The sequence below is a fragment of the Nocardia sp. NPDC051463 genome, assembly GCF_040681975.1.
In the GTDB taxonomy this organism is placed as follows: Bacteria; Actinomycetota; Actinomycetes; order Mycobacteriales; family Mycobacteriaceae; genus Nocardia.
The window spans coordinates 111,142-138,134 of the sequence record NZ_JBFBAB010000015.1; the positions used below are offsets into that span (position 1 = coordinate 111,142).

General features: G+C 65.6%; 27 protein-coding genes. 13 read left to right on the forward strand and 14 right to left on the reverse strand.

The features are described from left to right. Position 1: 1 nt before the first annotated feature. Positions 2-862, reverse strand: coding sequence for a phosphotransferase (locus AB0M74_RS20595; RefSeq protein ID WP_366527870.1), 861 nt, complete (start codon positions 860-862; stop codon positions 2-4). Between the two features lie 14 nt (positions 863-876). Then, the gene (panB, locus tag AB0M74_RS20600; protein ID WP_366527871.1) at positions 877-1,734 is read right to left on the reverse strand and encodes a 3-methyl-2-oxobutanoate hydroxymethyltransferase; all 858 of its coding nucleotides are present in this window, start codon (positions 1,732-1,734) and stop codon (positions 877-879) included. Between the two features lie 235 nt (positions 1,735-1,969). Here panB and AB0M74_RS20605 point away from each other — a divergent pair, with 235 nt between their 5' ends. The 3 genes from AB0M74_RS20605 (at position 1,970) to AB0M74_RS20615 (ending at position 8,042) form a co-directional block, all read left to right on the forward strand. Further along, positions 1,970-3,454 (forward strand): alpha/beta hydrolase, encoded by a 1,485-nt coding sequence (locus AB0M74_RS20605; RefSeq protein ID WP_366527923.1) that lies wholly within the window; start codon positions 1,970-1,972, stop codon positions 3,452-3,454. Positions 3,455-3,599: 145 nt separating this feature from the next. Further along, positions 3,600-4,937: a type I glutamate--ammonia ligase gene (gene glnA / locus AB0M74_RS20610; RefSeq protein WP_366527872.1), complete on the forward strand. Its 1,338-nt coding sequence runs from the start codon at positions 3,600-3,602 to the stop codon at positions 4,935-4,937. Positions 4,938-5,030: 93 nt separating this feature from the next. Continuing rightward, positions 5,031-8,042: a bifunctional [glutamine synthetase] adenylyltransferase/[glutamine synthetase]-adenylyl-L-tyrosine phosphorylase gene (locus tag AB0M74_RS20615; protein WP_366527873.1), complete on the forward strand. Its 3,012-nt coding sequence runs from the start codon at positions 5,031-5,033 to the stop codon at positions 8,040-8,042. Between the two features lie 24 nt (positions 8,043-8,066). On the opposite strand, the gene AB0M74_RS20620 is transcribed toward AB0M74_RS20615, so the two are convergent. Next, the gene (locus tag AB0M74_RS20620) at positions 8,067-8,405 is read right to left on the reverse strand and encodes a helix-turn-helix domain-containing protein (RefSeq protein ID WP_366527874.1); all 339 of its coding nucleotides are present in this window, start codon (positions 8,403-8,405) and stop codon (positions 8,067-8,069) included. A gap of 120 nt (positions 8,406-8,525) precedes the next feature. On the opposite strand from AB0M74_RS20620, the gene AB0M74_RS20625 reads away from it, so the two are divergent. Both AB0M74_RS20625 and AB0M74_RS20630 read left to right on the forward strand, forming a co-directional pair. Next, positions 8,526-8,852 (forward strand): hypothetical protein, encoded by a 327-nt coding sequence (locus AB0M74_RS20625; protein ID WP_366527875.1) that lies wholly within the window; start codon positions 8,526-8,528, stop codon positions 8,850-8,852. 7 nt (positions 8,853-8,859) lie between these two features. Further along, entirely contained in the window at positions 8,860-9,507 is a 648-nt protein-coding gene (locus AB0M74_RS20630; RefSeq protein ID WP_366527876.1) for a cysteine hydrolase, read from the forward strand. 79 nt (positions 9,508-9,586) lie between these two features. Here AB0M74_RS20630 and AB0M74_RS20635 read toward each other — a convergent pair whose 3' ends face one another. Further along, positions 9,587-9,892: a hypothetical protein gene (locus tag AB0M74_RS20635; protein WP_366527877.1), complete on the reverse strand. Its 306-nt coding sequence runs from the start codon at positions 9,890-9,892 to the stop codon at positions 9,587-9,589. A 58-nt stretch (positions 9,893-9,950) separates the two neighbouring features. Between AB0M74_RS20635 and AB0M74_RS20640 the strand changes: the two genes are divergently transcribed. Together AB0M74_RS20640 and AB0M74_RS20645 are read left to right on the forward strand one after the other, a co-directional pair. Beyond that, positions 9,951-10,895, forward strand: a complete 945-nt coding sequence (locus tag AB0M74_RS20640; protein WP_366527878.1) for an endonuclease/exonuclease/phosphatase family protein — start codon at positions 9,951-9,953, stop codon at positions 10,893-10,895. 146 nt (positions 10,896-11,041) lie between these two features. Then, the gene (locus tag AB0M74_RS20645; RefSeq protein ID WP_366527879.1) at positions 11,042-12,487 is read left to right on the forward strand and encodes a metallopeptidase; all 1,446 of its coding nucleotides are present in this window, start codon (positions 11,042-11,044) and stop codon (positions 12,485-12,487) included. 14 nt (positions 12,488-12,501) lie between these two features. Here AB0M74_RS20645 and AB0M74_RS20650 read toward each other — a convergent pair whose 3' ends face one another. From AB0M74_RS20650 to AB0M74_RS20670, 5 genes are all read right to left on the reverse strand, one after another. Then, a complete protein-coding gene (locus tag AB0M74_RS20650; RefSeq protein ID WP_366527880.1) occupies positions 12,502-12,966 on the reverse strand; it encodes a 6,7-dimethyl-8-ribityllumazine synthase in 465 nt (154 codons plus the stop codon). 9 nt (positions 12,967-12,975) lie between these two features. Next, complete coding sequence (locus AB0M74_RS20655; protein WP_366527881.1) at positions 12,976-13,827, reverse strand: lysophospholipase; 852 nt, start codon at positions 13,825-13,827, stop codon at positions 12,976-12,978. Then, positions 13,824-15,224: a M20/M25/M40 family metallo-hydrolase gene (locus tag AB0M74_RS20660; RefSeq protein WP_366527882.1), complete on the reverse strand. Its 1,401-nt coding sequence runs from the start codon at positions 15,222-15,224 to the stop codon at positions 13,824-13,826. The genes AB0M74_RS20655 and AB0M74_RS20660 overlap by 4 nt, the downstream gene beginning before the upstream one ends. Further along, positions 15,221-16,885, reverse strand: a complete 1,665-nt coding sequence (locus AB0M74_RS20665; RefSeq protein ID WP_366527883.1) for a CocE/NonD family hydrolase — start codon at positions 16,883-16,885, stop codon at positions 15,221-15,223. Before AB0M74_RS20665 ends, AB0M74_RS20660 begins: the two co-directional genes overlap by 4 nt. A gap of 66 nt (positions 16,886-16,951) precedes the next feature. Beyond that, the gene (locus AB0M74_RS20670) at positions 16,952-17,293 is read right to left on the reverse strand and encodes a VOC family protein (RefSeq protein WP_366527884.1); all 342 of its coding nucleotides are present in this window, start codon (positions 17,291-17,293) and stop codon (positions 16,952-16,954) included. A gap of 88 nt (positions 17,294-17,381) precedes the next feature. Between AB0M74_RS20670 and AB0M74_RS20675 the strand changes: the two genes are divergently transcribed. Both AB0M74_RS20675 and AB0M74_RS20680 read left to right on the forward strand, forming a co-directional pair. Then, positions 17,382-18,224, forward strand: a complete 843-nt coding sequence (locus tag AB0M74_RS20675; RefSeq protein WP_366527885.1) for a sigma-70 family RNA polymerase sigma factor — start codon at positions 17,382-17,384, stop codon at positions 18,222-18,224. 108 nt (positions 18,225-18,332) lie between these two features. Next, the gene (locus tag AB0M74_RS20680; protein ID WP_366527886.1) at positions 18,333-18,794 is read left to right on the forward strand and encodes a DoxX family protein; all 462 of its coding nucleotides are present in this window, start codon (positions 18,333-18,335) and stop codon (positions 18,792-18,794) included. 82 nt (positions 18,795-18,876) lie between these two features. Here AB0M74_RS20680 and AB0M74_RS20685 read toward each other — a convergent pair whose 3' ends face one another. Together AB0M74_RS20685 and AB0M74_RS20690 are read right to left on the reverse strand one after the other, a co-directional pair. Beyond that, positions 18,877-19,767 carry a tyrosine-protein phosphatase gene (locus AB0M74_RS20685; RefSeq protein ID WP_366527887.1) on the reverse strand — a complete coding sequence of 297 codons (891 nt, stop codon included), beginning with the start codon at positions 19,765-19,767 and terminating at the stop codon, positions 18,877-18,879. 320 nt (positions 19,768-20,087) lie between these two features. Continuing rightward, positions 20,088-20,933, reverse strand: a complete 846-nt coding sequence (locus AB0M74_RS20690; RefSeq protein ID WP_366527888.1) for a YbaB/EbfC family nucleoid-associated protein — start codon at positions 20,931-20,933, stop codon at positions 20,088-20,090. A 131-nt stretch (positions 20,934-21,064) separates the two neighbouring features. Between AB0M74_RS20690 and AB0M74_RS20695 the strand changes: the two genes are divergently transcribed. After that, complete coding sequence (locus AB0M74_RS20695) at positions 21,065-22,327, forward strand: hypothetical protein (RefSeq protein WP_366527889.1); 1,263 nt, start codon at positions 21,065-21,067, stop codon at positions 22,325-22,327. 3 nt (positions 22,328-22,330) lie between these two features. Continuing rightward, positions 22,331-22,891 (forward strand): hypothetical protein, encoded by a 561-nt coding sequence (locus tag AB0M74_RS20700; protein WP_366527890.1) that lies wholly within the window; start codon positions 22,331-22,333, stop codon positions 22,889-22,891. Between the two features lie 89 nt (positions 22,892-22,980). Here the strand turns inward: AB0M74_RS20700 and AB0M74_RS20705 are convergent, their stop codons facing one another. Both AB0M74_RS20705 and glnA (AB0M74_RS20710) read right to left on the reverse strand, forming a co-directional pair. Next, a complete protein-coding gene (locus tag AB0M74_RS20705; protein WP_366527891.1) occupies positions 22,981-23,175 on the reverse strand; it encodes a hypothetical protein in 195 nt (64 codons plus the stop codon). 161 nt (positions 23,176-23,336) lie between these two features. Next, complete coding sequence (glnA, locus tag AB0M74_RS20710; protein ID WP_366527892.1) at positions 23,337-24,773, reverse strand: type I glutamate--ammonia ligase; 1,437 nt, start codon at positions 24,771-24,773, stop codon at positions 23,337-23,339. 251 nt (positions 24,774-25,024) lie between these two features. Between glnA (AB0M74_RS20710) and AB0M74_RS20715 the strand changes: the two genes are divergently transcribed. Next, entirely contained in the window at positions 25,025-25,480 is a 456-nt protein-coding gene (locus tag AB0M74_RS20715) for an RDD family protein (RefSeq protein ID WP_366527893.1), read from the forward strand. 140 nt (positions 25,481-25,620) lie between these two features. Then, positions 25,621-26,001 carry a YrdB family protein gene (locus tag AB0M74_RS20720; protein WP_366527894.1) on the forward strand — a complete coding sequence of 127 codons (381 nt, stop codon included), beginning with the start codon at positions 25,621-25,623 and terminating at the stop codon, positions 25,999-26,001. Between the two features lie 72 nt (positions 26,002-26,073). Here AB0M74_RS20720 and AB0M74_RS20725 read toward each other — a convergent pair whose 3' ends face one another. After that, a complete protein-coding gene (locus AB0M74_RS20725) occupies positions 26,074-26,817 on the reverse strand; it encodes a DUF4191 domain-containing protein (protein WP_366527895.1) in 744 nt (247 codons plus the stop codon). Positions 26,818-26,993: the final 176 nt, after the last annotated feature.

Genomic DNA, 26,993 nt, shown 5'->3' on the forward strand with positions numbered 1-26,993 from the left:
GCTAACGGAAACCAGCCTTCAGTCCGTTCAGCAGCCGCTGGACCGTGCTGGCGAATCGCGGATGGGCGGTGTCGATGGTGCGCCACGGGTTGAGCGACACCAGTGGGGCGAGTCGTTCGGCGAGGGTGATTTCCCTATCGGAGATCGGGCCGCGGCGGCGCCAGCACTCGAAGTACTGCTCGCGGTGCGGGCCGGTCAATATCCGCTGGGACAGGAAGGGGTGGGTGATCACCGCGTCGCCCCAGTCGAAGAGCATCCCGGTTTCCGGGGCGACCCCGGCGAACACATTGCCGGGGTGCACATCGTTGTGCTCGATGCTGAGCCTGCCGAATTTCGCGAGCGCTGCGGCCGATTCCTCGATCGCGGCGCCGAGCCCCGGCAGGCGTGGCTCGTAGTGCCGGTAGACCGTGATCAGTTGCGCCGGTGGCAGATACGGTGTTCCGGTGGCACGTAGGTCCTCGATATGCGTGGTGAGCGACTGCTGCAGGTCCACGTAGCGCTCGATGAGGGCACTCCATTCGGCCTCGCTGTCGGTCGCAGTGTCGCCGCCGTCCCTGCTCAGCAACCATCCGTGATCAGGTTGCACTGCAAGGGGTTCGAGCACACTGCCAGGGCGAAGGGCCGCTAGCCGCTGCAGCAGTGGACCTTCGTGTGCGAAGGCGCGTGCGTTGGCCTTCAACCACATCGGCCCCGCGTCGGTCGGGATGCAGGCGATCAGCGACCACGCGCGTCGCCGTGTCTGCGTGGGCGGACCGGTGATTTCCACGTTGCGTGCGCTGAGTATTCCGGCCGCCCAGTCCAGCACCGGTTCCAACGGTTGGCCGAGCAGCGCCACCGGGGCGTGTACTGCTCGGCCGTTCATCGTCGATCCCCTATTCAGAAGCTGTGCTCGGGGCCGGGGAAGGTGCCGCGACGCACCTCGTCGGCGTAAGCGGCTGCGGCAGTACGCAGGTCGTCACCGACATTGCCGAAGCGCTTGACGAATTTGGCGGTCTTGCCACTGGTGTAGCCGGCCATGTCCTGCCATACCAGCACTTGTGCGTCGCAGTCGGAGCCCGCGCCGATGCCGACGGTCGGGATGGTCAGCTTGCGGGTGACCTGACCGGCGAGCTCGGCCGGCACCATCTCCATCACCACGGCGAACGCGCCGGCCTCCTGGACCGCGATGGCATCGGCGACCAGCTGCTCGGCGCCGTCGCCACGCCCCTGCACCCGGAAGCCGCCGAGGGTGTTGACACTCTGCGGCGTGAAGCCGATGTGCGCCATCACCGGGATACCCGCGGAGGTGATCAGTGCGATCTGTTCGGCCACCCGCTCGCCGCCCTCCAGCTTCACCGCGTGGGCCTGGCCCTCCTTCATGAAACGGGTCGCGGTGGCCAACGCCTGCTGCGGCGAGGACTCATAGGTGCCGAACGGCAGATCGGCGACGACGAGCGCGTGCGGTGCGCCGCGGACGACACCACGCACCAGCGGGATCAGCTCGTCGACAGTGATCGGTACGGTGGTGTCGTAGCCGTACACCACGTTCGCGGCGGAGTCGCCGACCAACAGCACCGGAATACCGGCCTCTTCGAACAGTCGCGCCGAGGAGTAGTCGTAGGCGGTGAGCATCGACCAGCGCTCACCCTCGGCCTTCATCTGCTGCAGGTGCTGCACTCGCGTCTTGCGCTTCGCCGCCGTCGTCGCGGTCGGTGCTGCGCCGTAGGCGGGGGTTTCCGAGTCGGACACGGACATCGTCGTCCCTTTCGTCGTGTCTCCTCGAGGCCCATGCGGGTCCCCGGGTTTGTCTGACGAGTCCAGTGTGCACCGACTGGACAGCCGTATTAAGGCCCATGATCGGTGCGATTTGTCACACCACCGACGCGGTGGTTTCCGGTGCGCCGCACAGGCTCGGCGACGGCCCTGCCAGGATTTCACTATGGCGTGGATGCGGAGTTGGCGTGGTGTGCTCGGTGGAGCGGTGCTGGCGATGGTGGCGGCGGGATGCGGCGCCGCCAAGGACGAGCCGACGGTGGCTTTGCCCGCGCCGCCCGCCGGGTTGGAGAAGTTCTACACGCAGGTGCCGCAGTGGGGCGATTGCGAAGGCTTCGGGGATCCCGAGGACAACCTCGCACCGCAAACGCAGTGCACCCGCATCACCGTCCCGATCGATTACGAGAAGCCGGACGGCCCGACCGCCCAGATAGCGCTGTCACGGCTGGAGGCGAGCGGCAAACGCATCGGTTCGCTGTTGCTGAACCCGGGTGGCCCGGGGGTGTCGGGCCTGTCGATGGCGAGCATCGCGGGCAAGACGCCGCTCGCCGAACGCTTCGATCGGGTCGGCTTCGACCCCAGGGGGGTCGGCTCATCGTTGCCCGCCGTCGCCTGCCTGACCCCGCAGGAGTCCGATTCCGAGCGCGCCGAGCCGCCGACGGACAACACCCCGGCAGGCATCGCCGAATCCGAGGACGAGAACCGCCGGTATGCGGGCCACTGCGTCGACCGCACCGGCGCCGAGCTGCTCGCCCACGTCGGCACCCGCGAGGTGGTGCAGGACATGGATGTGATCCGTGCTGTGCTCGGTGACCACAAGCTCACCTATCTCGGCTACTCCTATGGCACCAAGCTCGGCTCCGCCTATGCCGAGAAGTTCCCCGCCAACGTGCGGGCGCTGGTGCTCGACGGCGCGGTCGACTCCGCGGCCGATCCCGTACAAGAGTCGTTGCGGCAGGCCGCAGGGTTCCAGAAGGCATTCGACGGCTACAGCGCCGACTGTGCCAAGGAGCCGGACTGCCCACTCGGCACCGACCCGGCGCAGTCCGTCGCGCGGTTCCGGACTCTGGTGAACCCGTTGCGCGACAAGCCCGCCGCGACCACCGACCCGCGTGGGCTGAGCTACAACGATGCGATCACCGGTGTGCAGCAGGCGCTCTACACCGACGAATTCTGGCGTGTGCTGACCCTCGGCCTGTCGGAACTGCGTGACGGTCGCGGCGACACTCTGCTCCAACTCGCCGACATCTACGACGGCCGCCGCGACGACGGCACCTACAACAACACCCAGGACGCCTTCAACGCGATCCGCTGTGTCGATGATCCGCGCATCGCCGACCCCGCGATCACGGGCAAGCAGGACACCGAGTATCGCAAGGCGGCACCGTTCCTCGACGACGGCCGCGGCACCGGCGCGGCGCCGCTCGAGGTGTGCAACGCCTGGCCGGTGCCGAACACGAGTGAACCGCACAAAATCTCGGCGACCGGCCTGCCGAAGACGGTGGTGGTGTCGACGACGGAGGATCCGGCGACGCCTTACCAGGCCGGAGTCGACCTCGCCGAACAACTGGGCTCGGTACTGATCACCTTCCGCGGCACCAGGCACACCGCGGCCCTGGTCGCGGGCGACGCCTGCCTCGACGATGCGGTCATCGCCTACCTCACCGAGCTGAAGGTCCCGGAGCGAGGACTCACCTGCTGACCTCGGGTGGCGGGCGGATCCAGCCCGCCACCGGGCGCTCACCGGTGCGGCGAGCGGGCGGTGCGATCTGTTCCAACTCATCGGATTGCAATCCCTAGACGTGTATGTAACACGGATTTAACGCCAGGTGCCTACGCTCGCGTTCATGGATCGCCAGAAGGAATTCGTGCTGCGGACGCTCGAAGAACGGGATATCCGCTTCGTGCGTCTCTGGTTCACCGACGTGCTGGGTTATCTGAAGTCCGTTGCCATCGCGCCTGCCGAGCTGGAAGGCGCCTTCGAGGAGGGCATCGGCTTCGACGGCTCCGCCATCGAAGGCTTCGCGCGCGTCTCGGAAGCGGACATGGTCGCCCGCCCGGATCCGTCCACCTTCCAGGTTCTACCGTGGTCGACCAGCAAGGGCCACCAGCATTCGGCACGCATGTTCTGCGACATCACCATGCCGGACGGTTCGCCGTCCTGGGCCGACCCGCGCCATGTGCTGCGTCGTCAGCTCAACAAGGCCGGTGACGTCGGCTTCAGCTGCTACGTGCACCCGGAGATCGAGTTCTTCCTGCTGGAGAACGGCCCGCAGGGCGCGGATCCCCGCCCCGCCGATACCGGCGGCTTCTTCGACCAGGCCGTACACGATTCGGCGCCGAACTTCCGCAGGCATGCGATCGATGCGCTCGAGTCGATGGGCATCTCGGTCGAGTTCAGCCATCACGAGGGCGCACCGGGTCAGCAGGAGATCGACCTGCGCTACGCCGACGCGCTGTCCATGGCCGACAACGTGATGACCTTCCGCTACCTCATCAAGGAAGTGGCCATCGACGAGGGTGTGCGCGCGACGTTCATGCCCAAGCCATTCGCCCAGTACCCGGGCTCGGCGATGCACACGCACATGAGCCTGTTCGAGGGCGAGGCGAACGCCTTCCACGATCCCGACGACCCGATCAACCTGTCGGAGACGGCGCGGGCGTTCATCGCGGGCATCCTCGAGCACGCACCCGAGATCAGCGCGATCACCAACCAGTGGGTGAACTCCTACAAGCGGCTCATCCACGGCGGCGAGGCGCCGACCGCCGCCTCGTGGGGCCGGTCCAACCGCTCGGCGCTGGTGCGCGTCCCGATGTACACCCCGAACAAGTCCTCCTCGCGTCGTGTCGAGATCCGCAGCCCAGATTCGGCATGCAACCCGTACCTGACCTTCGCGGTGCTGCTCGCCGCCGGTCTGCGGGGTATCGAGAAGGGCTACACGCTGCCTCCAGAGGCCGAGGACGACGTCTGGTCGCTCACCGCCGCTGAGCGGCGCGCCATGGGCTTCCGTGAACTGCCCGGCACCCTGGACGAGGCGCTGCAGGCGATGGAGCGCTCCGAGCTGGTCGCCGAGACGCTCGGTGAGCACGTGTTCGACTTCTTCCTGCGCAACAAGCGCAGGGAATGGGCGGACTACCGCAGCCAGGTGACGCCGTTCGAGCTGAAGGAATACCTCGGTTTGTGACCCGGTGTCGCGAACAGGCCGATAACGGCTACGTTTGCGCGTCTTTCCACCCGCCCGTGTGGGAAGACATGGGCGGCGAACTAAGTTGGACATATGGTCCGTCCGCCGACTGCTCGTTCAGCTGTTCCCGGTGTCGGTCGGCTCGGGTTGCTCGAGCCGACCGCCGCCCAGTCCTTGCGAGAGTTGGCGTGGGATAACGTCGACAGCATTCCGGTGCTGTGGGCCCTTTCGCGATCGCCGGATGCCGATCTGGCGTTGCTGACACTGATTCGGTTGCGCGCGGCGCTGGGTACGGGCTGGGCGGAACTGGATTCGCTGGTGCGGGCCGACACGTCGTTGCGCGGCAGGCTGTTCGCGTTGATCGGTTCGTCGAGTGCGTTCGCCGATCACCTGGTCGCCGATCCGGATGCGTGGCGGATCTTGCGGTGTGACAAATTGCCGAGTCGCGAGGAACTGATCGCGGATCTGCTTGCTTCGGTCGAAGCCGTGCCTACCGAAGGCCCGGATGCCACCGCCACGCTGTACCGGGCCACCATCTCCGGTCCGGATGCGATGGCCTTGCTGCGCAAGCGGTATCGCGATCAGCTGATGGTGCTCGCCGCGCTCGATCTCGCCGCTACGGTGGAGAACGAACCGGTCTTGCCGTATCAGGTTGTCGGTCGCCATCTCACCGACTTGGCCGACGCCGCGCTGACCGCAGCGCTGTCGGTCGCGGTGGCGCGGGTGTGCAAAGACGGGCCGGTGCCGGTGCGGCTCGCGGTCATTGCCATGGGCAAAAGCGGTGCGCGCGAACTGAATTACGTCAGCGATGTCGACGTGGTGTTCGTCGCCGAGCCCGCCGACGCCACCGCGACCAGGCTGGCGGCCGAGCTGATGAGCGTGGGCAGCGCGGCCTTCTTCGAGGTCGATGCGGCGCTGCGGCCGGAGGGCAAGGCGGGTGCCTTGGTGCGCACGCTGGACTCGCACATCGCGTATTACAAGCGGTGGGCGCGGACCTGGGAGTTCCAGGCACTGCTCAAGGCCAGGCCGATGACCGGCGACCTGGAGTTGGGGGAGCAGTATCGCGCCGCGCTGATGCCGATGGTCTGGACCGCGTCGGAGCGGCCGGATTTCGTGGCCGACGTGCAGGCGATGCGGCGCCGGGTGGAGGATCTGGTGCCCGCCGATCTGCGCGAGCGTGAGCTGAAGCTCGGGCGCGGTAGTCTGCGCGACGTCGAATTCGCTGTGCAGCTCCTGCAATTAGTGCACGGGCGCGTGGATGAAGCGCTGCATGCGCAGGGCACCGTCGAGGCGTTGACGGCGCTGGCCGCGGGCGGCTACGTCGGTCGCGACGACGCGGCCAATCTCACCGCCTCCTACGAATTCCTGCGGTTGCTCGAGCATCGCCTGCAACTGCAGCGACTCAAGCGAACGCACACCCTGCCCGCCGTCGACGACGAGGAAGGCATGCGCTGGCTGGCGCGCGCCGCGCATATCCGGCCCGACGGCAGGCAGGATGCGGTAGGCGTGCTCGGCAATGAAATTCGGCGTAATTCGGTGCGGGTGCGGCGATTACACGCCAAACTCTTCTACCGTCCGCTGCTGGAGTCGGTGGTCAAACTCGATCCCGACGCGCTGCGGCTGAGTCCGGACGCGGCGATTCGGCAGCTGGCCGCACTGGGTTACGTGGCCCCCGAACACGCGCTCGGACACCTGAAGGCGCTGACCGGCGGGATCTCACGCAAGGGCCGCATCCAGGCGCTGCTGCTGCCGACTCTGCTCGAATGGCTCGGCGACACACCGAATCCGGACGCCGGACTACTGGCCTACCGACGGGTGTCGGAGGGTCTCGCCGATCAGATCTGGTTCTTGCGCGAGCTGCGCGACGAAGGGGCGATCGCGCAACGGCTGATGATCGTGCTCGGTTCGTCGGAATATCTACCCGATCTGCTGATCAATGCGCCGGACACGATCCGGATGTACGCCGACGGTCCGGGTGGTCCGCTGCTGCTCAGTACGCAACCGGACGATGTCGCACGCGGAATTCTGACGGCGGCGGCACGTTACGACGATCCGAAACGGGCAGTGGCCGCGGCGCGTTCGCTGCGGCGGCACGAACTGGCCAGGGTGGCCTCGGCGGACCTGCTCGGCATGCTCGACGTACCGCAGGTGTGCCGCGCGCTGTCTTCGGTGTGGGTCGCGGTGCTGGAAGCCGCACTGCGCGCGGTGATTCGGGCCAGCGAGGCCGAAATCGGCGAGCCCGCGCCCGCCGATTTCGCGGTGATCGGCATGGGCAGGCTCGGCGGTCTGGAGCTGGGCTACGGCTCCGACGCGGATGTGCTGTTCGTCTGTGATCCGCGTCCCGGCCAGGACGAGACCAAGGCCGTGAAGTGGGCGATCGGTATCGCCGAGCGGGTGCAGCGGATGCTCGGCGCGCCGAGCACCGATCCGCCGCTGCAGGTGGATGCCGGGTTGCGGCCGGAGGGTCGCAACGGTGCACTGGTGCGCACCCTGGCCGCCTACGCCGCCTACTACGAGCAGTGGGCGCAGCCGTGGGAGGTACAGGCGCTGCTGCGCGCGCACCAGGTGGCGGGTGACGAGGCGCTCGGGGTGCGGTTCCTGCACATCATCGACAAGGTGCGCTATCCGGATGGCGGGGTGTCCTCGGAGGCGGTGCGCGAGATCCGGCGGATCAAGGCACGGGTGGATTCCGAGCGGCTGCCGCGCGGCGCCAACCCTGCCACCCACACCAAGCTCGGCCGCGGTGGACTGGCCGATATCGAATGGACAGTGCAGCTGATGCAACTGCGCTTCGCCCATGACGTGCTCGGTCTGCACAACACCTCGACGCTGCAATCGCTCGAGGTCATCGAGCAGACCAAGCTGCTCGACGCCGAGGATGTGGCGCTGCTGCGGGATGCCTGGCTCACCGCGACGAAGGCGCGTAACGCCCTTGTCCTGGTGCGCGGTAAGCCTGCCGATCAGCTGCCCGGTCCTGGCCGTCTACTATCGGCCGTCGCGCGGGTGGCGGGTTGGCCGAACGATGACGGCAGCGAATTCCTGGACAACTACATGCGGGTCACACGTCGTGCCAAGGCCGTCGTGGAGCGGGTGTTCGGCGGGTAGGTCGCGGCCGGCGGGAACGGTTGCTCAGCGGGGCAGTTCGATGTGCACGCGATCGGCGCGCTTGCGGCCCCACTCGTACAACGCCGTCAGCACGGGCACCAGGGTCCAGCCTTCCTCGGTCAAGCGGTACTCGACCTGGGGTGGGACGGTGTCGAAGACGGTGCGCTCGACCAGATTGTCGGCCTCGAGCTCCCGCAGCTGTTGGACCAGCATTTTCTCACTGGTGGAAGGCATCAACCGGCGCAGCTCGCCGTAGCGGTGTACACCTTTCTTGAGCTGGGCGAGAATCACCGGCTTCCATTTGCCGCCGATCAAGTCGACGGTCACCTCCACCGCACAGTTGTAGCGCTTCTGCACACCCATCTCTCGCCTCCGGTACTCACTAAAAAGTGCGTTCTTGTAACACTGTAATCATCCGGCTTTCATAGATGTCGTACCCGCGGCCCGCCGCATCAGCTACTACAGACATGGAGTCCAAATCCTATGAAGGTCATCGTTTTCGACCGTTTCAAGCCCGGTGTGACGATGGAGACCATCAACCCGTACCTGCCCGAAGAGGTCGCCAATGTGTGGCGGCTGTGGAAGGCGGGCATCGTGCGGGAGAACTACGCGCGCGCCGACGAGCCGGGCGTGGTCATCGTGTTCGAGGTCGACAGCGTCGAGGAAGCGCAGAAGTACGTCAACGACTTCCCGCTGACCAAGGCGGGGTATCTGGAATGGACCTACGTTCCGGTGCAGGCGCCGCTGCCGCTCGAGGCCTTGATGGACCCGAAGGTCGACGTCGACGAGCCCTACGACCGGACGAACTGAGTCCGTCATGAGACACGCATTCGGTCTCGATATCCCGCAAACCCTCGACGATGCCTGCGACCCCCGTCGCATGGCGTTGATCATCTACGACATGCAGGTCGGCATCGTCAGCCAGATCCCGGACGGCGACAAGATCGTCCAGGCCTGCGTGCAGCTGCGTGATGCGGCGCGGGCCAAAGGATTCCGGGTGTTCTACACTCGGCACATGTCGATGCCGTCGGCGGTCACCGGCGTATCCCAGTTGCGCATGGCGATGGCATGGCAGCGGCTGGACGATCCCGCCGAGGTGCGTTCGAGCTTCCCGCAGGGCTCGCCCCAATTCCAGCTCGTACCGGAGCTCACCCCCGGGCCCGACGAGATGGTCTTCGACAAGATCACCATGTCCGCTTTCGCCGCGACGCCGTTGGATATCGCATTGCGCGACTGCGGAATCGACACCTACGCGATTGCCGGCATCGCCATGGAGGTCGGCATCGAACCCACGGTCCGGCACAGCCTGGACCTGGGCTACTTCCCCGTTGTCGTGACCGACGCCTGCGGTGCGGGACACCCCGACGCCGCCGAACGTTCGCACACGACACTCGAATTCGCCGGAGGCTTGCTCAGTACCGATACCGCCACGTTCACGGCGGCATTGAGTCGACCTCGCGATTGACGCCGGGCAGGGCGAGACGCCGCCGTGCTGGGTTCGGCCACCAGTGGTCGGCCAGCACGGCGGCGTCGTGGCACGAGGGCTATCGCTGCGCGGTGTTCGAGGTCGGCGACCGAAAGCGGGAGACGAAATCGCGGATGGCGCGGCGGTCTTCGGAGTCGGGCGGTCGGTAACCGCTGTCGGCGGTAACCGAGATGGTGGACCCGGCGACTATTCGTAGGTCGGTCCAACAGTATGGCAGGACGAGCGCCTGGACAGTGTGGCCGTTGCTGCTCACCGTGATTCGCGTGGTGTAGCGCCCCGCGACCGCCGCGAGGTCTTCGGCGGTGTCGGCCGTCATGGCACCGACGGCGACGAATTCTTCGACGTACACAGCTGCATTCTCCACACAGAACCTCCACAAAGTCGACACCCTGCCCGCGCCGAGCGTACGTAGGGTTCGAGGCATGCGTACATGGATGGATCGGGCGCTACTCGGTGCGGGGTGGTGCGCGGTGTCGGCCGGAGTCGTCGGGGTGGCTCTGCACTTCGGAACGTGGCAGCGGCGCTCGGTGGTGCTCATTGCTTCCGGTGCGTCGTATCTGATGATCGGGGCCGTCGTCGGGCTGGTGCTGTTCTTGATCGCGCGCGGCTGGCGCAGTGCTGCTGCTGCGGGGGTGCTCGTCGCCACGGTGGCGTGGACCCAGCTGCCGATCTTCGTGCCGGACGGTCGGGCGGCCGGCGGGCCGGAAGTCGTGGTGATGCAGTCGAATCTGCTGTTCGGCGCGGCCGATGCCGACACCGTGGTGCGGGCGGTGCGCGACAATCGGGTCGATGTGCTGACCACCGAGGAGCTGACCGCGGACATGGTCGCGCGGCTTGCCGCGGCGGGACTCGCGCAGGACCTGCCGTATCAGTACCTGGAGCCGACTTCCGGTGGTGGCGGGACGGGGATCTACAGCCGATACCCGTTGCGCGACACCAAGAAATACGTCGGCTTCGTGCTCAACCAGGTGTCGGCGACGATGGATCATCCGCAGGCCGGAGCGGTCGCGGTGTTCGCGTTCCATCCGATTCCGCCGACGGTGGACTTTCCCGCCTGGAGTTCGGAGCTGCACAGCATCCGCGACATCCTCGACGCACAGCAGGGTCCGGCGATCGTCGGCGCGGATTTCAATGCGACGCGCGATCATTCGGCCTTTCGCGACTTGTTGCGCGGGCGCTTCGCCGCGGCCGCCGAGCAGGCAGGTGCGGGCCCGCTGCCCACCTATCCGACCGATTACCGGTGGGGCCCGGTGATCGGCATCGACCACATCCTGGTCGCCGACGCAGCTGCCGAGGAGTTGCACACACTCACCGTGCCGGGCTCCGACCACCGGGCCATGATCGCCACGATCCGGCTGAACGGCTAACGGCGCGTAGTGTTCTCGCCCGCGCGACGTATACACAGGGCGCGCTTGCGGCGATTATCATGTGAACGCTCGATGGCCGCGCGTCTGCGACACCGGCCGGAGGGGCGGGCTCGGCGGACGAGCCCCAGGATTCGGGGAGGAACCTGATGAAGACAACACGGCTGCGTTTCGGGGCGGTCGCCGTGCTGATGGTGGTCGGCGTCGCGCTGACCGGATGCGGCAGCGACACGGTCGGCGGCGCCGACATCGCGGCGAGCAGCGCCGACAACCCATGGGAGCTGGTCGGGTCGGCCTCTTCCTCGGGACCGAACGGACCGCGCACCGGTGTGCCGGACGCGCCGCTGACCGCGGTGAACGGCGACGGGGGAGCCATCGACAAGCTTGCTCTCAACACCATCGCCGACCTGGAGGACTACTGGAAGACCGAGTACGGCAAGACCTTTCCCGGCACCTTCACGCCGGTGAGCCGCTATCTCTCGTGGGATGCCAAGGCGCCCAAGGAGCAGGCGATCACGTTCTGCAAGTCCAGCACCTTTCACGTGGTCAACGCCGCCTACTGCGGCCTCGACCACACCATCGGCTGGGACCGCGGCGTGCTGCTGCCGAAGCTGAAGGAGAAGTTCAGTGAGATGGCGGTGGTGATGGTGCTCGCGCACGAGTACGGCCACGCCATCCAGGGACAGGCCACGATCGCGGGCTTCCTCACCTCTGCCATCGTCAAGGAGCAGCAGGCGGACTGCTTGGCGGGAGTGTTCCTACGTCATGTGGCGGAAGGCAATTCGGCCCACTTCACGCTGAACACGACCGATGGGCTCAACGCGGTGCTCGGCGCGACGGTCGCGGTGCGCGACCAGGATCCGGATAATCCGAAGAACGTGCACGGTTCCGCGTTCGAGCGCGTGACCGCCGTGCAGATCGGCTACACCGACGGGGCGTCGGCCTGCAAGAAGATCAACAAGGGTGAGATCAACGAGCGTCGCGGGAATCTGCCGAAGTCCTTCGAGGAGGACGAAGAGAACCATCAGCTTCCGGTCGACGTGGATTCGCTGACCAGCCTGAGTCAGGCGCTCGGCAAGATCTTCCCGCTCCCGAAGCCGCCCCAGTTCGATTACGCGGGTGTGGTGCGCACCTGCTCGAAGGTCACCACCACCGAACCGGTGTCCTACTGCCCGAGCTCCGGGAAGATCGGCACCGATGTGCCCGCTCTCGCCGCGCGCGGCGGCCCGATGACGGGGACAGGCGAACCGCTCTCGGCGGTCGTGGACGGTGACTACAACGCCTTCGCGATGTTCATCTCCCGCTATGTTCTTGCGGTGCAACAGGATCGCAAGCTCACGCTGACCGGCGCAGGCACCGCTGGACTGCGTACCGCGTGCCTGACCGGCGTGGTGACAACCAAGCTGAGTGAGCCGACCAGCGATCCGCACCTGTCGGCCAACGACCTCGACGAGGCGGTCTCCGGGCTGCTGGCCGACGGCTCGGTCGCCGCCGACGTGGACGGCAAAGTCGTGGCAGGCGGCTTCCAGCGGCTGGAAGCGTTCCGGATGGGCGTCCTCGACGGTGAGTCCGCCTGCCTGACGCACTACAGGTAGGTCCTAGCCGGAGGTCACTGCGCAGCGGCAGGCAGTGCACGCAGGGAGCTGAGGGTGTTCGCCATCGCGCGAGCGGCCTCGGCTCCCTTCGTCACGAAATGCTCGGTGAAGTAGGTGACGTGCTCGCTGTGCTCGTGGAAGTGGTGCGGGGTGAGCACCACCGAGAAGACCGGCACGTCGGTGTCGAGCTGCACCCGCATCAGGCCGTCGATCACGGCGGAGGCAACGAAATCGTGCCGGTAGATGCCGCCGTCGACGACCAACGCCGCCGCCACGATCGCCGCGTACTTGCCGCTCTGTGCCAAGCGTTTGGCGTGCAGTGGGATCTCGAACGCGCCCGGGACCTCGAAGACATCGACGGTGGCGGGATCGAAGCCGAGATCGGCGTACTCGGCGGCGAAGCCCTCGTATGCCTTGCCGACGATCGAGCTGTGCCACATGGCGCGAATGAACGCGATGGATCCGGTGCTAGTGCCCATAGTCGGATCCTACTTCCCGGTAACGTGCGCTTCCAGCCAGTCCACGACATCGCCGAGCACCTTGTCCTGCTCGGGCTCGTTGAAGATTTCGTGATACAGCCCGTCGTAGCGGATCACGGTGAGATCCTTCGAGGCCGCGCCTTCCTCGATGAGGGTGGAGCTGGACGGCGCGGCGATGGCGTCCGCGGTGCCGTGCAGCACGAGCAGCGGTACGGTGAGCTTGTCCAACCGCCCCTTGACCAGGGTCGTCGTGGTCAGGATCTCGGTGCCGGTGCGGGCCGGGAGTTTGCCTCGGAACACCAGCGGATCATTGTCATAGGCCCGGATCACCTCGGGGTCACGGCTGATCATCGACGAATCCAGCTTCAGCACACCGAGATTCGGCGTCAATCGAGACAGCACCGGGGCGAGCACGCGCTGCAGCGGATTGCCGATCGGGATGTCCAGCGGCGGCGCCGACAGCACGATACCCGCAACATCGATCGGTGCGCGGGTGGCCAGGTACAGCACGATGAGGCTGCCCATCGAATGGCCGATCAGGAAGCGCGGTACGTCGGGATGCTCGCTCCCGGCGAGGTCGAGCATGAAGGCGACATTATCGGCGGAGCCGTCCATCGAGCCGATGTTCGCATTGCTGCCCGCGGACTTGCCGTGCCCGATGTGGTCGAGCGCGTAGACGGCGAAACCGGAGGCCGCGAGCCGCTTTCCGACATGCGCGTAGCGGCCGGAGTGTTCGGCGACCCCGTGCACGAGCACGATCACAGCCTGTGTGACGGTGTCGGGCAACCAGGCGCGCCACGCGACCCGGCTGCCGCGTCCTTCGAATTCACCGGTGGCGGACTCGAGGCTGTCGGATGTCATGCGTCGGCTCCTGACGTCTGCGGCGGCGCGGTGATCGATGTGTGCGCGAAATGGTCGATCAGCCGCCGATTGAACTCGATGAGCCGAGCGTAGTTCACGTGGGAGATGCGTTCGTCGGTTCCATGGATCGTCGCGAGGTCGGCCTTGGTCAGCACGATGGGCGCGAAATTGCAGCGCGCGATGGCGAGATCGTTGTAATGCCTGGCGTCGGTGGCGCCGGGGACGATGCCGGTGGTCACCGCGATGCCGGGCACCACGTCCTCGGCCAGTCGGGCAATCAGTTCGAACCCCGCGCCGGGCACACCAGGCCTGGTCGGCTCCGAGGTCATGCCGACCAGATCGATGTGGACCCCGGCGTCATTCACCACCGTCCGGCAGTGTTCGAGCACCGACGCGACCGAATCTCCGGGCAGGATACGGAAATTCACCAGGGCCTCGGCCCGTTGCGGCAGCACGTTGGCCTTCACACCGCCGCTGATCACCGTGGGCGCGGTGGTGGTACGCACCAGCGCCTCGGTCTGCGGCGCCGCCGCCATCACCCGGGTGATCAGCGGCGTGGCAAGTCGGGCGAGGCCGAGCAGGCGGCGCCGGGAATCGGGCATGACATGCCGCAGCCTGGCCAGCATGTCGGACACCAACGGAATCAGGCGCAACGGCATCGGATGGTCCTGGACCCGGCTCACCGCGCGGGCGATGCGGCCGACCGCGGTCTGGCGGCCCGGCATGGACGAATGCCCGCCCACTTCCGACACCGACAACCGGATGGTGGCATAGCCCTTCTCGCCCAACATGATCGAGGCGACCGGACAATCCACGCCGTCGGCGACGCCGTCGGTGATCACGCCGCCTTCGTCGAGCAGCAGGTCCGCGCGCACGCCCGCGTCACGCAGCCGCTGCGCCATCCGCACCGCGCCCTGGTCGCCGAACACCTCCTCGTCGTGCCCGAAGGCCAGATATACGGTGTGTTCGGGCCGGATGCCCGCCGCAAGCGCGGATTCGACGGCCTCCAGGATGGCCATCAGGCGGCTCTTGTCGTCGATGGCACCGCGACCCCAGATGAACTCGTCGTCGACAACGCCCGCGAACGGCGGATGGGTCCAGCGCGCCGGGTCGTCGACGGGCACCACATCCTGGTGGGCGAGCAGGATCGCCGCCACGGTGTCCGGCGCGGTGCCCGCCCATCGGTAGAGCCTGCTGTGCCCGAACCGCTCCAGCTCCAATTCGTCGTGCACGAGCGGGAAGGACCGCTCCAGATGCTCGCCCAGTCGGGTGAACTCCGGGTCGTCGTCGGCGGGTTCGTCAGCGGACACCGTCACACAACGCAGGGCTTGCGCCAAGCGCTCGGCAACCAGCGCATCGACCGCGGTCGGGTTGATGGACGCGGCATCTTCGGTCATCGATCACCGGTCTCGTACAGCGGCAGGTTCATGGGCACCGTTGCATTGTTCAACAGACCGGGGGCGAGTGTGATCGTCTTCTCGGCGCGCCACTTGATCAGGGCCTCACTGACCCCGCCCGTCAGGTCGGGTCGCCGAGGCGCGCCGAGCAGCGGCAGGTCGAGCCGGGCCGCGGTCACCGTGACCGTGGTGTTCGCCGGGGTGTGCGACCACACATCGTCGACGACATCGGTGATCATCGCTCCGATTCGGTGACCCGCGGGCAGCGGCCAATCCTGGGCCAACATCCGGACCTCGGCGGTCTCCGACACCGGCGCGATGCCGCGGGTGATGATGGTGGCGCGCCCGTCCGGGGCGATGTCGTACAGCTCGACGGTGACAGTGGCCGCAGGCGGACCGACCAGCCGCAACGATGCCGTCGGCGCGCCGGCAAGGTGTTGGTCCTGGGCGAGCGGTTCGGAGACCGACCAGATCTCTCGATCGGGCCCCGGAATAATCCCACGGTCGGTGTAGACGCCGGGTCGCAGATCCACCGAGACCCGTCGCATGTCCTTCGGTGGCCACGCGGATTCCGAGCGCCAACCTCCGTCGTACTGGCCGACCCTGACGCGCGGACCCGGTACCTCGACGTCGCGGCCCGCGACATGCCTGTCGAAGAACGCGAGCAGTTCGGCGTCGAAATTCGGGGTGCCGCACTTCTCGTGGCAATCGCTGTGACTCCACTGGCCGAACCAGGCCCGGTGCTCGCCGGGGCCGAGCGCATCCCACACATCGAACACGCGGTAGGCCCTGGTGTTGTAGTCGAGGAACCCTTGGGCGAGAAAGAGCGGAATCGTGTTGCCGCGCAACTTGTCGACCAGATTGCGGTCGCGCCAGAACTCGGAGTTCACATTGTGGTCGGCGGTGTTCGCGGCGTACTGCGCGTAGCACTGCGGCGACAACTGCACGGCGTTGGCCTGATACTCGGGAGAGTCGTCCCAGCGGCCCGGCGTAGAGGCGACGAGCAGGTGTTCCAGGCCCACCTGGTCGGCCGGGCGGATGCCTCTGTCGAGGACCGGCTTACCGCTGAACTTCCACGACACACCCTGCATGTACAGGTAGGTGTACGGATCGACCGCAGACGCGAACGAGCCCACCGCGGCAAGGCCCTTCGGCTTGCCGGCAAGGCCCATCATGGCGGTCCACCCCTCATAGGAGACGCCGACCATGCCGACCTTGCCGGTCGACCACGGCTGGCTCGCCGCCCACTCCACCGCGCTGGTGACATCCGAACGTTCCCCTGGCCCACCGTAATCCGGGCATCCCGACGATCCGCCGAACCCACGCAGATCGACGATCACGTAGGTGTAGCCGGCGCGCAGGAACATGTCGACGGGGAGGAAGTCGATCGAGGGACCGTCCGTCAGGTGCGGGATGCTCAGATAGGCCAGGTGCGAACGATACGGGCTCACAGTGAGTACCACCGGGGTACGCGTGTCCTCGGAGATCCCGACCGGGCGCATGATGTCCGCGTGCAACCGGGTGCCGTCCGGCGCGGTGATATAGCTCTGCGTCCACGTGAACGGCAACCCGGCCGGATCGGCGGCCGACACCGGCGCCACCACCCCGAGTAGCAACAGCACCCCGACCAACACTCGCGACAACGCAGCGCCCACATTCACCTGAGCACTATCGACCGCTCCCGGGCGAGGTGTCCAGCCCCTGGAAGCAGGGTGCCGGTCACGCGGTCACGGCTGCAGCAGGCCCAGGACATTGCCGTCGGCATCGGTGACCGTGGCGATCAGCTTCCCGCCGCCTACGTCGGTGGGCTCCTCGCGCGCTTCGGCACCCGCCTCGACCAGGGCCGCGAGGTGCTTGTGGATGTCCGCGACGTGCCAGTAGCCGATCGGTCCCGTCATGCCCTTCTGCGCGCCGTTCGGATCGAGGCCGATGTCCTGGCCTGCCACCCGATAGCCGACGTAGTACGGGGTGTCGGCGATCGGCTGCGCGCCGAATAGCGCACTGAATAGGCTCTTCGCCTTGACGAGGTCGGTGACGGGGTACACGATGGTCTGCAGTCCTGCGATCATGATCGGCTCCTTGTGTTCGCTTGCCAGCGGATTTCCCGGTGTTCACTCCGGTTCGTCTACTTGACCGACCGAATCGGGAGAATGTGACATGGACGAGAATTTTCTTGCCGAGCGCTTCGAAGAGCATCGGACGCACCTGCTCGCGGTGGCCTACCGAATGCTCGGCTCGGGAAGCGAAGCCGACGATGCGCTCCAGGAAGCGTGGCTGCGGCTGAGTCGTTCGGACGCCGACGAGATCGACAATTTGGGTGGCTGGCTGACCACCGTGGTGGCGCGGGTCTGCCTGAACATGCTCCAGTCCCGCAAGACGCGGCGCGAGGAACCACTCGACGACCTGGAGCCGGTGCCGTCCGCCGACGGTCCGGAACAGCAAGCGGTGCTCGGTGATTCGATCGGACTCGCACTGCTGGTGGTGCTCGACACACTGGCGCCCCCGGAGCGGTTGTCCTTCGTCCTGCACGACATGTTCGCGGTGCCATTCGATGAGATCGCCCCGATCGTCGGCAAGAGTCCGGCGGCGGCACGGCAATTGGCCAGCCGGGCGCGGCGGCGGGTCCAGGGTGCGCGGGCGGCCGCCGACCGCGATCGGCAGCGCGAGGTCGTCGACGCGTTTCTGGCGGCGTCGCGCAGCGGAGAGTTCGAGCGGTTGCTGACACTGCTCGATCCGGATGTGGTGCTGCGCGTGGATGCCGCCGCCATGGCGACGGGCGCGGTGGCGGCGCTCGGTGCCGGCGCCGTGGCCGAAACCTTCTCCGGCCGGGCCGAAGCGGCGCGACTGGCGCTCATCGACGGTCGAGCGGGCGCGGTGTGGGCGGTGGGCGGGACACCGCGGGTGGTCTTCGACTTCACCGTGTCCGACGGTCGGATCGTCGCGATCGACCTGCTGGCCGATACGGAGACGCTCGGACTGATGGAGCTCGAAGTCCAGTAGGACTGGACTCGGCTGTGACCTGCGCTGTCACATCCGGGCCGTGCGAACGGTCAGGGGTGTGACGGCGCAGCACACTCGCGCCGCAGGAGCGAGGCGAGGAGAGCCGCTGTGCGCAATGCGCGATCGATCGGATACTGGACCACGACCGCGGTGACGGTCTTCATTCTGGCGTCGGGCGGTGTCGCCGACCTGGTGCACCGTGCCGACACCGCGAGTGGCATGACCGAACTGGGGTACCCGACCTACGTCATGACCATTCTGGGTGTGTGGAAAGTGCTCGGTGCCTTGACAATTGCCGCGCCGCGATTCCCACTGGTGAAGGAATGGGCGTACGCGGGCACATTCTTCGATCTGACCGGAGCGTTCGCCTCGCACATCGCGCACGGCTCCGGCGCGAACCACCTGTTCTACACCGGCTTCTTCGCACTGTGCGCAGTGGCGTCGTGGGGGCTGCGGCCCTCGAGTCGTAAGCTAGCGGTACCGGTCTTCCGCGGATTCGGACGGGTTGCCCAGACGCAGGCAAGGGACGCGCGGACAGCGGCGACGGGACAGCTGCCCCTGGTCGCGTAGCAGAGAGTTCGTCCGCGCGCGAAAATGGCCCGCCGTTCGATAGGACGGCGGGCCATTCTGTTGTTACGACATCTCAAGAATATCAGCCGACGAGGTTCTTGCGCAGTTGCAGGATGGTCCTGGCGTCGAGGCCGAGCCCCTGGGTCAGAAACTTCCCGAAGTCTCCGTAGTCCGCTTCCAGTTTGTCGACCGCCGTTTCCAGATAGGCGGCACGAACTTCCTGCAACGGAATCAGCAGATCGGGATTCTGCATCAGACCGGCTCGTTTCACGTCATCGCGCAGCTTCGCATCGGCCGCGGCCCGGAACTGATTCGACAGCAAATAGTCTTGGCGCGCAGTCTGTTCCGGCACGCCGACCGCCCGCAGGACCACGTAGGTCACCCAGCCGGTTCGGTCCTTGCCTGCGGTGCAGTGATAGAGCGTGGCCTTGTCGGTTGCCGCGAGATCCTTGATCGTCTGCCCGAATTTGGCCAGCGAGTCGGTATTGAAGAAGCTCCGATAGACCCCTGCCATGATCTCCTCGGCCCGTCCGTTGCCGAGCAATTCCTCCTGCCGCTGCGGATCGCGAGACTGGATCGCCTGCAGCATCTGCTGGAAAAGCCCGGTGTCATCGATCGGCCGCGGCACCTGCTGCACACCCGCCGGCAGCTTGTCGGGCCCCGAGAACTGGATCTCCGCGGGCGTCCGCAGATCGATGGCCGCCTTCAGGTTCAGGCTGCCCAGCTTCTGCACATCCGCAGGGGTCAGCTTGTCCAATGAATCGGCTCGAAAAGCTGTGCCTGACTTGACTATCGCCCCGTCATAGGTGCGATATCCGCCGATATCCCGAACATTTACCGCCCCCTGCAACTCGATCCGCGCCGCCGCCGCATCGACGGCGGGATCGGCAATCGCGGTAGGCGGCGAACCGGTTGCGGTCAGCGCGAATGTTGCCATGGCGGCGGTAATGAAAGAAACAATAGAAATCTTCATGGCGCGGGACAGTAGAACCAAGGCCGAGGTGTCTGCAGCTGTTCTCTCCGGTTTCGCCGCAACTGTCGCGCTCACCGAGATTCTGTTCCCGCTCAACAGGATTCCCATTCCAATCAACGGGATTCGTCCTGTCGCCGGAAGATTGAGCGCGCGTACGCGGAATATCCGTCACCTCTTGCGCTTTCGACCGGGCTTCCGGCCGACCGACTGCTGCTGTGTCGGCAGGACGGCGGCCGGCTTCGTCTTGGTTTGTCGTCGATGCAGCAGCCCGCCGGCCGGGGTTGCGCGCGCATCCAAGCCTAGAAACCCCTGCTCGGTGGTCAGACCAACCACCCGTTCTGTCGGTGGTGCTGGTAGTAGTCGCCCTCGTCGTCCAGATCATGCGGGGTGTGTAGCGCATCCCGATTAGGCTTGCGTGTTCCTGGAATGACGTGGCCAGTGGGACCCGCGGGAGCGGGCCGGGGCTGTGCTGGTTCGGGCGTGAACGTATGTGTCTGGGGCGCAGGAGGTTCGACTGCGTCGGGAACCGGGTAGAGCGCGTCCAGATCGGGGGCCTGTGGCGCCGTCTCGGATTCTCGAAGGTCTGGCTCCAGCGCATCGGATCGGGATTCGAACAGTGCCCGCGCCGCTCTTTGCGTCGCCTGAACGATCGCGGTCTCCAGTCGCATGACGGTGCTTCCACGAAAGACGCTCGGCGAAATATCAATGGTGGTAACGATTCCCATCGAATTCACCGTTGCCCGGACCGTTCGGTCGTTCGAAGCCCCATAGCCGCCGACCTCGCCACGAAGGGTGTCAGGACGTGATGCAGGAATCAGGGTCGCGGGCGACAGTTCCGGGTTCGCCTCCGCCAGGTCCGAGAAGTCCCTGCGGATCGCGGCGCTCGGCGCCGTCGCCTGTTTTCTGGACGGAGCTACCTTGCGGGTGGCTTGCTGGATGGCCGCAACCAGCGAGCCGGCGAGGTATTGCGGACTGCTACGTCGAAAGACTTCTGGAGCGAGGCGCACTGTCTTCACCGCCCCGGTCGCACTGACCACGACTTCGACCAAGCCGTCCTGGGATTGTGCTGTCGCGGAAATAGCAGACAGTTGTCTGTTTGCCTCTTCCAGTTCGGCCTTCCGTCGATCGATCTCGGCCAGCAGGGCCTGAGGGTTGAACTCGTCCACGTCGCACTCCCGCACCCGCATCTGTTGCCGTCGATGGTAGCCGTTGCTTGTGGCGTCTTACGCACCGTCCCTTGGGGATTGAGCGCGGTCGGATAGCATGTCTTGTTCTGCAACAAGATTGGGAGGGGCTAGTGGCCGACGTACTGAACGTGCCAGTGACCGAGGACTTCACGGCCTTCAACGCATTGCTGGCCGAACAGGCCGAGCACTTCGCGCCGATGATCGCCTGGGCCGGCAAGGAGTGCACGGAATCCGTTGGCTTAGATGGCCTATTATCGCTCTTGAAGCCGCATGTGCATGAGCCTGCGGATTTCTTCGCGGAAAAACTGAAACAATGTCAGTCCGGTATGGGGACAATCCAAGGGAAGATCACCATTGTCGACGATCGATTCGGCGCTCAGGATAGGGCCGGAGCCGCTGATATCGCGAAGCTTTTTCCCGATGACAGCTCTTCTTTTCCGGATATCTCCGCGGTACCGGGAGCGTCGTCACTAGGCAACTTCAATGACGAGAATGTCACGCTGAAGGTGCCCGAGAAGCCGGACTCGATCAACAAGGGCCTGCTCGGGCATCTGGTGGAGTACCGTAATCCCCTCAAGGCTGAGGGCATCGGTGGAAAATGGTCAGCGGTAATGGGTGGTAATCATCTATGGATCGCGGACAAGGCGTACAAGATGGTGACCGGGGACAGCCTCATAGATAAACTGTTCAAGCCCTTGGCCGGCGACTGGGATCGTCTCATGTATCTGCACGACGCATATGACACGCTGGGTGACGCGTGCTACACCGTCGCGGCGACATTGCGCAAGGGATCCTGGAAGCTAGGTGGGGAATGGCAAGGCGAGACAGGCAAGGCTTTCGACTCGTACATGTTCCGCTGGACTAGTGGCATCGGTGGCATAGGGGATGGGGCGAAGGTGGTTGCAAATGCTTATAAAGCGGGTTATGAGGCAATTGTAAATCTGGTGAGGGTCGTCGTATCCGCGATCGACCGAGCCATCAGTACCGCCATCAAGGCGCTGGCTGAAGAAGCTCTGAAAATGATCGCCGGCGACGCGGCAATCATCGCCGTCGGCGGCGGCCCGGAAGATCCGCTCGCGGATATTGTGGCCGCAGCATGGACTGCCTGGCGAATGGTCAAGATATATGAGAAAGTCAAGTTGGTGGTCGGTATCGTGGCGACGATATACCAGACTTATCAATTGATCGAGACGGAAGCCGCAAAGATTTGGGATGAAGCGAAGCATTCCATCGAAGGTTTAACCACCAACATAAGTATCGGCAGCGTGGTCGAGTATGTCGAACAGCGCGGGTTTGCGTTCGAAAAGAACGCTGCGTGGACGCCGATGCTCGGCGTCGGCCGGATGACGATGCTGCCTTCGGCGACGGGATAAAAGGTGCTGGAAAATATTTCCGAGTTCACAGTGGTCGCCAGACTTGGATTCCGCGAAACCACTTTTGACGTCATGGTCCCCGGATCCAGTAGGCCGGTGGCTCGAATTCATCGACGCGACAAGTTGTCATCATTGGTCTGGGGTGATGATCTGGATTGTGACCTGGGTGTGTATACCGGGCCGAATCTCGATTATCGGGTCGGTTCGATCAACTCCCGCTCCGCATACGACGCGGACGGTAGAAGTGTCGGATATGTCAATTCTAGGAAGACCCGTTTGGGTAGCCTCGGTCGTATTCGAGAATTGTGCCAGGACGGGTTTGGCACACTTGTCGGGAAAGAAGTCGGCGCCAGCGCGAAGTTTATGAGTCGGCGCGGATTGGATTTTGTTCCACTAGCTGGTCTCGCAACCACGATCGCCAAGGTTGATGTTCATTTTCGCGGCGATTCAAGCCCTGGCTTCGATATGGTGAAGCCCTTCGGCCGGGCGGGGACCAACTACTTTTCTGTGCACGATGCCCGCATCAATCGGCTCCTGATGCTCTGCTGTATTTTCGCGGAATAGGCGAGCGTCAGCGGGGCGGGGTTGATCCACGGACCACCGCAGGTGGTGAACACCTTCTCCAGCTCGGCCGTGAGCTCGGCGGCGGTGATCTACCGCGCGACGAGGTGCAGCGGCGATTCGCGAGCATGTTCATCGATCATCGACGCGATCTTCACCGCCTTCCCGTCGACGGTGGAGTCGAACTGGAAATCCAACGCCCACAACACCTTCGGTGCATCGGCGTCGATGCGTCCCTGCTCATCGCGAACGGCGCCGACATCGAGGTGGTGTAGGCACGGATGCACATGCGATCGCCTAGACCACATTGGACACCCACGGTCATCTGTGGCCGGATACAGGCGAGTCCACCCGCCGGGTGATCGCGGATGTGATCACCGAGCGGATGGACTCGATACTGTCTTCTGCGTACCGAACGCCCGAATCCGGCGCAACACGCAGTCGAGGCCTACACGTCGAAGTAGAGCTCGAACTCGTACGGGTGCGGGCGGAGGTTCACCGGGGCGATTTCCTGCTCGCGCTTGATGGAGATCCAGGTCTCGATCAGGTCCTCGGTGAAGACGTTGCCTTCGGTGAGGTAGTCGTGGTCCTGCTCGAGCTTGTCGATGACCGACGCCAGGCTGGTGGGGGCCTGAGGGATGTTCTTGGCCTCCTCCGGCGGGAGCTCGTAGAGGTCCTTGTCGACCGGAGCCAGCGGCTCGAGCTTGCGCTTGATGCCGTCCAGGCCTGCCATCATCATGGCGGCGAAGGCCAGGTACGGGTTGCCCGAGGAGTCCGGCGCGCGGAACTCGATGCGCTTGGCCTTCGGGTTGTTGCCGGTGACCGGGATACGCACGGCGGCGGAGCGGTTGCGCTGCGAGTACACCAGGTTGATGGGGGCCTCGTAGCCGGGAACCAGACGGTGGTAGGAGTTCACCGTCGGGTTGGTGAAGGCGAGCAGCGACGGCGCGTGGTGCAGGATGCCGCCGATGTAGTGGCGCGCCAGATCCGAAAGGCCCGCGTAGCCGGCCTCGTCGTGGAACAGCGGCTTGCCGTCCTTCCACAGCGACTGGTGCACGTGCATGCCCGAGCCGTTGTCACCGAAGAGCGGCTTCGGCATGAAGGTGACGGTCTTGCCTTCCTGCCACGCGGTGTTCTTCACGATGTACTTGAACAGCTGCAGGTCGTCGGCAGCCGAAAGCAGGGTGCCGAACTTGTAGTTGATCTCGGCCTGACCGGCGGTGCCGACCTCATGGTGGCCGCGCTCCAGCTCGAAGCCCGCTTCCTGCAGGTTGGTCGAGATCTTGTCGCGCAGGTCGACGTAGTGGTCGTACGGGGCGACCGGGAAGTAACCACCCTTGTTGCGAACCTTGTAACCGCGGTTGCGGGTGCCGTCCGGGTTGAACTCCGCGCCGGTGTTCCACGAACCCGAGATCGAGTCGATCTCGTAGAACGCGCCGTTCATCCCCGATTCGTAGCGGACCGAGTCGAAGATGTAGAACTCCGCTTCGGCGCCGAAGTAGGCAGTGTCGGCGATACCGGTCGAACGCAGGTACTCCTCGGCCTTGCGCGCGATGTTGCGCGGGTCGCGGCTGTAGGCCTCGCGGGTGAACGGGTCGTGCACGAAGAAGTTGAGGTTCAGGGTCTTCGCGGCGCGGAACGGGTCCAGTCGCGCGGTGCTGAAGTCGGGGAGAAGGAGCATGTCCGACTCGTCGATCGACTGGAAGCCACGGACGGAGGAGCCGTCGAACGCGAGCCCTTCCTCTGCGAGGTCGGTGGTGAACGCCTTCGCGGGGATCGAGAAGTGCTGCTGTACACCAGGAAGGTCGCTGAAGCGGATGTCGACATACTCGACTTCCTCGTCAGCGAGAAATTTGATGACCTCGTCGGCCGTGCTGAACGTCACTTGTACTCCTTACGGATCGGTTCCCAGCCCGTGTCGATTGCATGGGTTCGTCGCGACCAGACGCTATGGATGCGGTGTTTCCCGGCAGTCAAGGCTGTGTTTCGCCAGTGTTACACGTGCGGCTGGCCGGGTGGCGCTGACCACCCGGGCTCGAACAGCATGGTAATCCTCCCATCCCTGGCAACACTCACCGACCTGAACTCTGCTTATGCGGTGCCGGACGGTCGGCTGGGCGCGCTTATTGTGGGGGTATGGCACGCAGCACCGGATCATGGCTCTCGGGACCCCCGACAGACCCGGATGACCCGGCAACCCCTGAGTTCCCCGGTCAGCACCTCGGTCTGCCACAGTCTGGCCCCGCCTCGTTGCCCGGTATGGGACGTCGCATCGCCGCCCTGTTCGTGGACTGGATGATCGCGCTCGGGATCTCGCTGTTGATCGTGCGCGGCGGCTCGGCCTCCAGCCTCACCCTGCTGATCTGGTTCGTGATCGGTGTGGGTGCGGTCACATTGTTCGGTTACACACCGGGGCAGTACTTCCTTCGGCTGCGGGTGATCCGGGTCGATGCGCCGGTAGGTGTCGGTTTCGTGCGTGCGCTGGCTCGGCAGGCGCTGCTGGTGTTCGTGGTGCCCGCCCTGTTCACCGACGCCGACGGTCGCGGCATGCACGACCGCGCCACCGGGACCGCGGTCGCGCGCGCTCGCTGACGCGGCGTCACGTTACGACCCGCCCGCCGGGTGTCGAGACCCTCCGTCCGCGAGGTGATCGAGATGCTGCGTCGACGCGGCGGACTGCAGATGTCCGAAACCGCCGGGCAATGGCGGCCCCACGTCGTTAGGCTCCGCGGGTGTCACTGAATCCGGCCTTACTTGCCGTTCGTCTATTGCTCGAACTCACCGCCATCGCTTCCTTCGGGGTGTCCGGCTGGCTGGCCTTCGATTCGCCCTGGCGGTTCATCCTGGTGGTGGCGCTGCCGATCGTGGCCGCCGCGCTGTGGGGCACCTTTGCCGTTCCCGGCGACCCGAGTCGAAGTGGGGCGGCGCCGGTCGCGGTGGCTGGTCCGGTTCGCCTCGCGGTCGAGCTTGCTGTGCTGTTCGGCGGCGCCGCCCTCCTGTGGGCCGCGGGACTGCCGCGGTGGGCACTGGTTTCGGCAGCGGTGCTCGTGGTCTATCACCTGCTCGCCTACGACCGGATCACCTGGCTACTCACCAGAGAACAGTCGGCGTAACGGCGTCGGATAACCGAAGGGCCCGCGTCCGGATTCCCCGGACGCGGGCCTTTCGACATTCTTGCCGCTGGATCAGCGCCTGCGGATGCTGCGCTGCACGCCGCGCATCTTGGCGCCCGCGGGCATCGGGCCCTTCGGCAGTGCCGGGCCGCTGCGCGCGTTGAGGGCGCTGAGCCTGCCCTCGATGAGGTCCATGCGCTTGACGTCGATATTGCGAGGCAGCTTGGTGAGGTGGCGCTGCAGCTCCTTCAGCGATACCTGGCCCTCGTCGTTACCGATGATGATGTCGTAGATCGGCGTGTCGCCGATGAGTCGCGCGGTGCGTTTCTTCTCCTGCGCGATGAGCGATTTCAGCCGCTGTGGGGAACCCTCGCCGATCAGGATCACTCCGGGCAGGCCGATCACCCGGTGCACGGCGTCGAGCTGGGTGGTCGCGGCGATGCCGTTGCTGACCCGCCACTTGCCCTGCAGGTTCTCCAGCACCCACGCCCCGGCGCCCGCCTGGCCCTCGGCCTTGGCGTAGACGTTCTTCTGCACGCGCCGCCCGAAGATGATGAACGCCACGAGCACACCGAGCAGCAGACCGAGCGGCAGCAGGAACCACTGCAATCCGAAGATCAGGCCGATCACCAGGAACACGGCGGTGATGCCGACCACGGCGCCGATCATCAAGGGCAGCAGCAGCTTGTCTTCCTTGCGCTGCATCTGGAACGCCTGCCACAGTTGCCGGCGACGTTCTTTCGACTGCTGCTTGCGCGCCGCTTTCGCCGCGGCCTTCGCTTCCTTCGACGGTGTGCCGCCCTTGCCTACTGCCATGTGTCTCAGGATAGTGGCTGCGTACAGCCCGGTCGGCGGCGGGACGGGCGTGGTTGGAGTGATCGCGATGCGGCCTGCTCGCCGACACGAGATGATCGAGATCACAGAGGCCCGACCATCGGGCATTGCCCATGTGGTACGACGACGCATGCGGAGGCGCCTTCGCTGCCGTGGGT

Excerpts from the sequence above, each read along its gene's own strand:
- AB0M74_RS20640 (WP_366527878.1), top strand. The coding sequence starts at position 9,951 with ATGCGTACATGGATGGATCGGGCGCTACTCGGTGCGGGGTGGTGCGCG.
- AB0M74_RS20725 (WP_366527895.1), bottom strand. The coding sequence starts at position 26,817 with ATGGCAGTAGGCAAGGGCGGCACACCGTCGAAGGAAGCGAAGGCCGCG.
- AB0M74_RS20675 (WP_366527885.1), top strand. The coding sequence starts at position 17,382 with ATGGACGAGAATTTTCTTGCCGAGCGCTTCGAAGAGCATCGGACGCAC.
- AB0M74_RS20605 (WP_366527923.1), top strand. The coding sequence starts at position 1,970 with ATGGTGGCGGCGGGATGCGGCGCCGCCAAGGACGAGCCGACGGTGGCT.
- glnA (WP_366527872.1), top strand. The coding sequence starts at position 3,600 with ATGGATCGCCAGAAGGAATTCGTGCTGCGGACGCTCGAAGAACGGGAT.
- AB0M74_RS20645 (WP_366527879.1), top strand. The coding sequence starts at position 11,042 with ATGAAGACAACACGGCTGCGTTTCGGGGCGGTCGCCGTGCTGATGGTG.
- AB0M74_RS20670 (WP_366527884.1), bottom strand. The coding sequence starts at position 17,293 with ATGATCGCAGGACTGCAGACCATCGTGTACCCCGTCACCGACCTCGTC.
- AB0M74_RS20715 (WP_366527893.1), top strand. The coding sequence starts at position 25,025 with ATGGCACGCAGCACCGGATCATGGCTCTCGGGACCCCCGACAGACCCG.
- AB0M74_RS20595 (WP_366527870.1), bottom strand. The coding sequence starts at position 862 with ATGAACGGCCGAGCAGTACACGCCCCGGTGGCGCTGCTCGGCCAACCG.
- AB0M74_RS20620 (WP_366527874.1), bottom strand. The coding sequence starts at position 8,405 with ATGGGTGTGCAGAAGCGCTACAACTGTGCGGTGGAGGTGACCGTCGAC.
- AB0M74_RS20630 (WP_366527876.1), top strand. The coding sequence starts at position 8,860 with ATGAGACACGCATTCGGTCTCGATATCCCGCAAACCCTCGACGATGCC.
- panB (WP_366527871.1), bottom strand. The coding sequence starts at position 1,734 with ATGTCCGTGTCCGACTCGGAAACCCCCGCCTACGGCGCAGCACCGACC.
- AB0M74_RS20625 (WP_366527875.1), top strand. The coding sequence starts at position 8,526 with ATGAAGGTCATCGTTTTCGACCGTTTCAAGCCCGGTGTGACGATGGAG.
- AB0M74_RS20660 (WP_366527882.1), bottom strand. The coding sequence starts at position 15,224 with ATGACCGAAGATGCCGCGTCCATCAACCCGACCGCGGTCGATGCGCTG.
- AB0M74_RS20655 (WP_366527881.1), bottom strand. The coding sequence starts at position 13,827 with ATGACATCCGACAGCCTCGAGTCCGCCACCGGTGAATTCGAAGGACGC.
- AB0M74_RS20685 (WP_366527887.1), bottom strand. The coding sequence starts at position 19,767 with ATGAAGATTTCTATTGTTTCTTTCATTACCGCCGCCATGGCAACATTC.
- AB0M74_RS20650 (WP_366527880.1), bottom strand. The coding sequence starts at position 12,966 with ATGGGCACTAGCACCGGATCCATCGCGTTCATTCGCGCCATGTGGCAC.
- AB0M74_RS20615 (WP_366527873.1), top strand. The coding sequence starts at position 5,031 with ATGGTCCGTCCGCCGACTGCTCGTTCAGCTGTTCCCGGTGTCGGTCGG.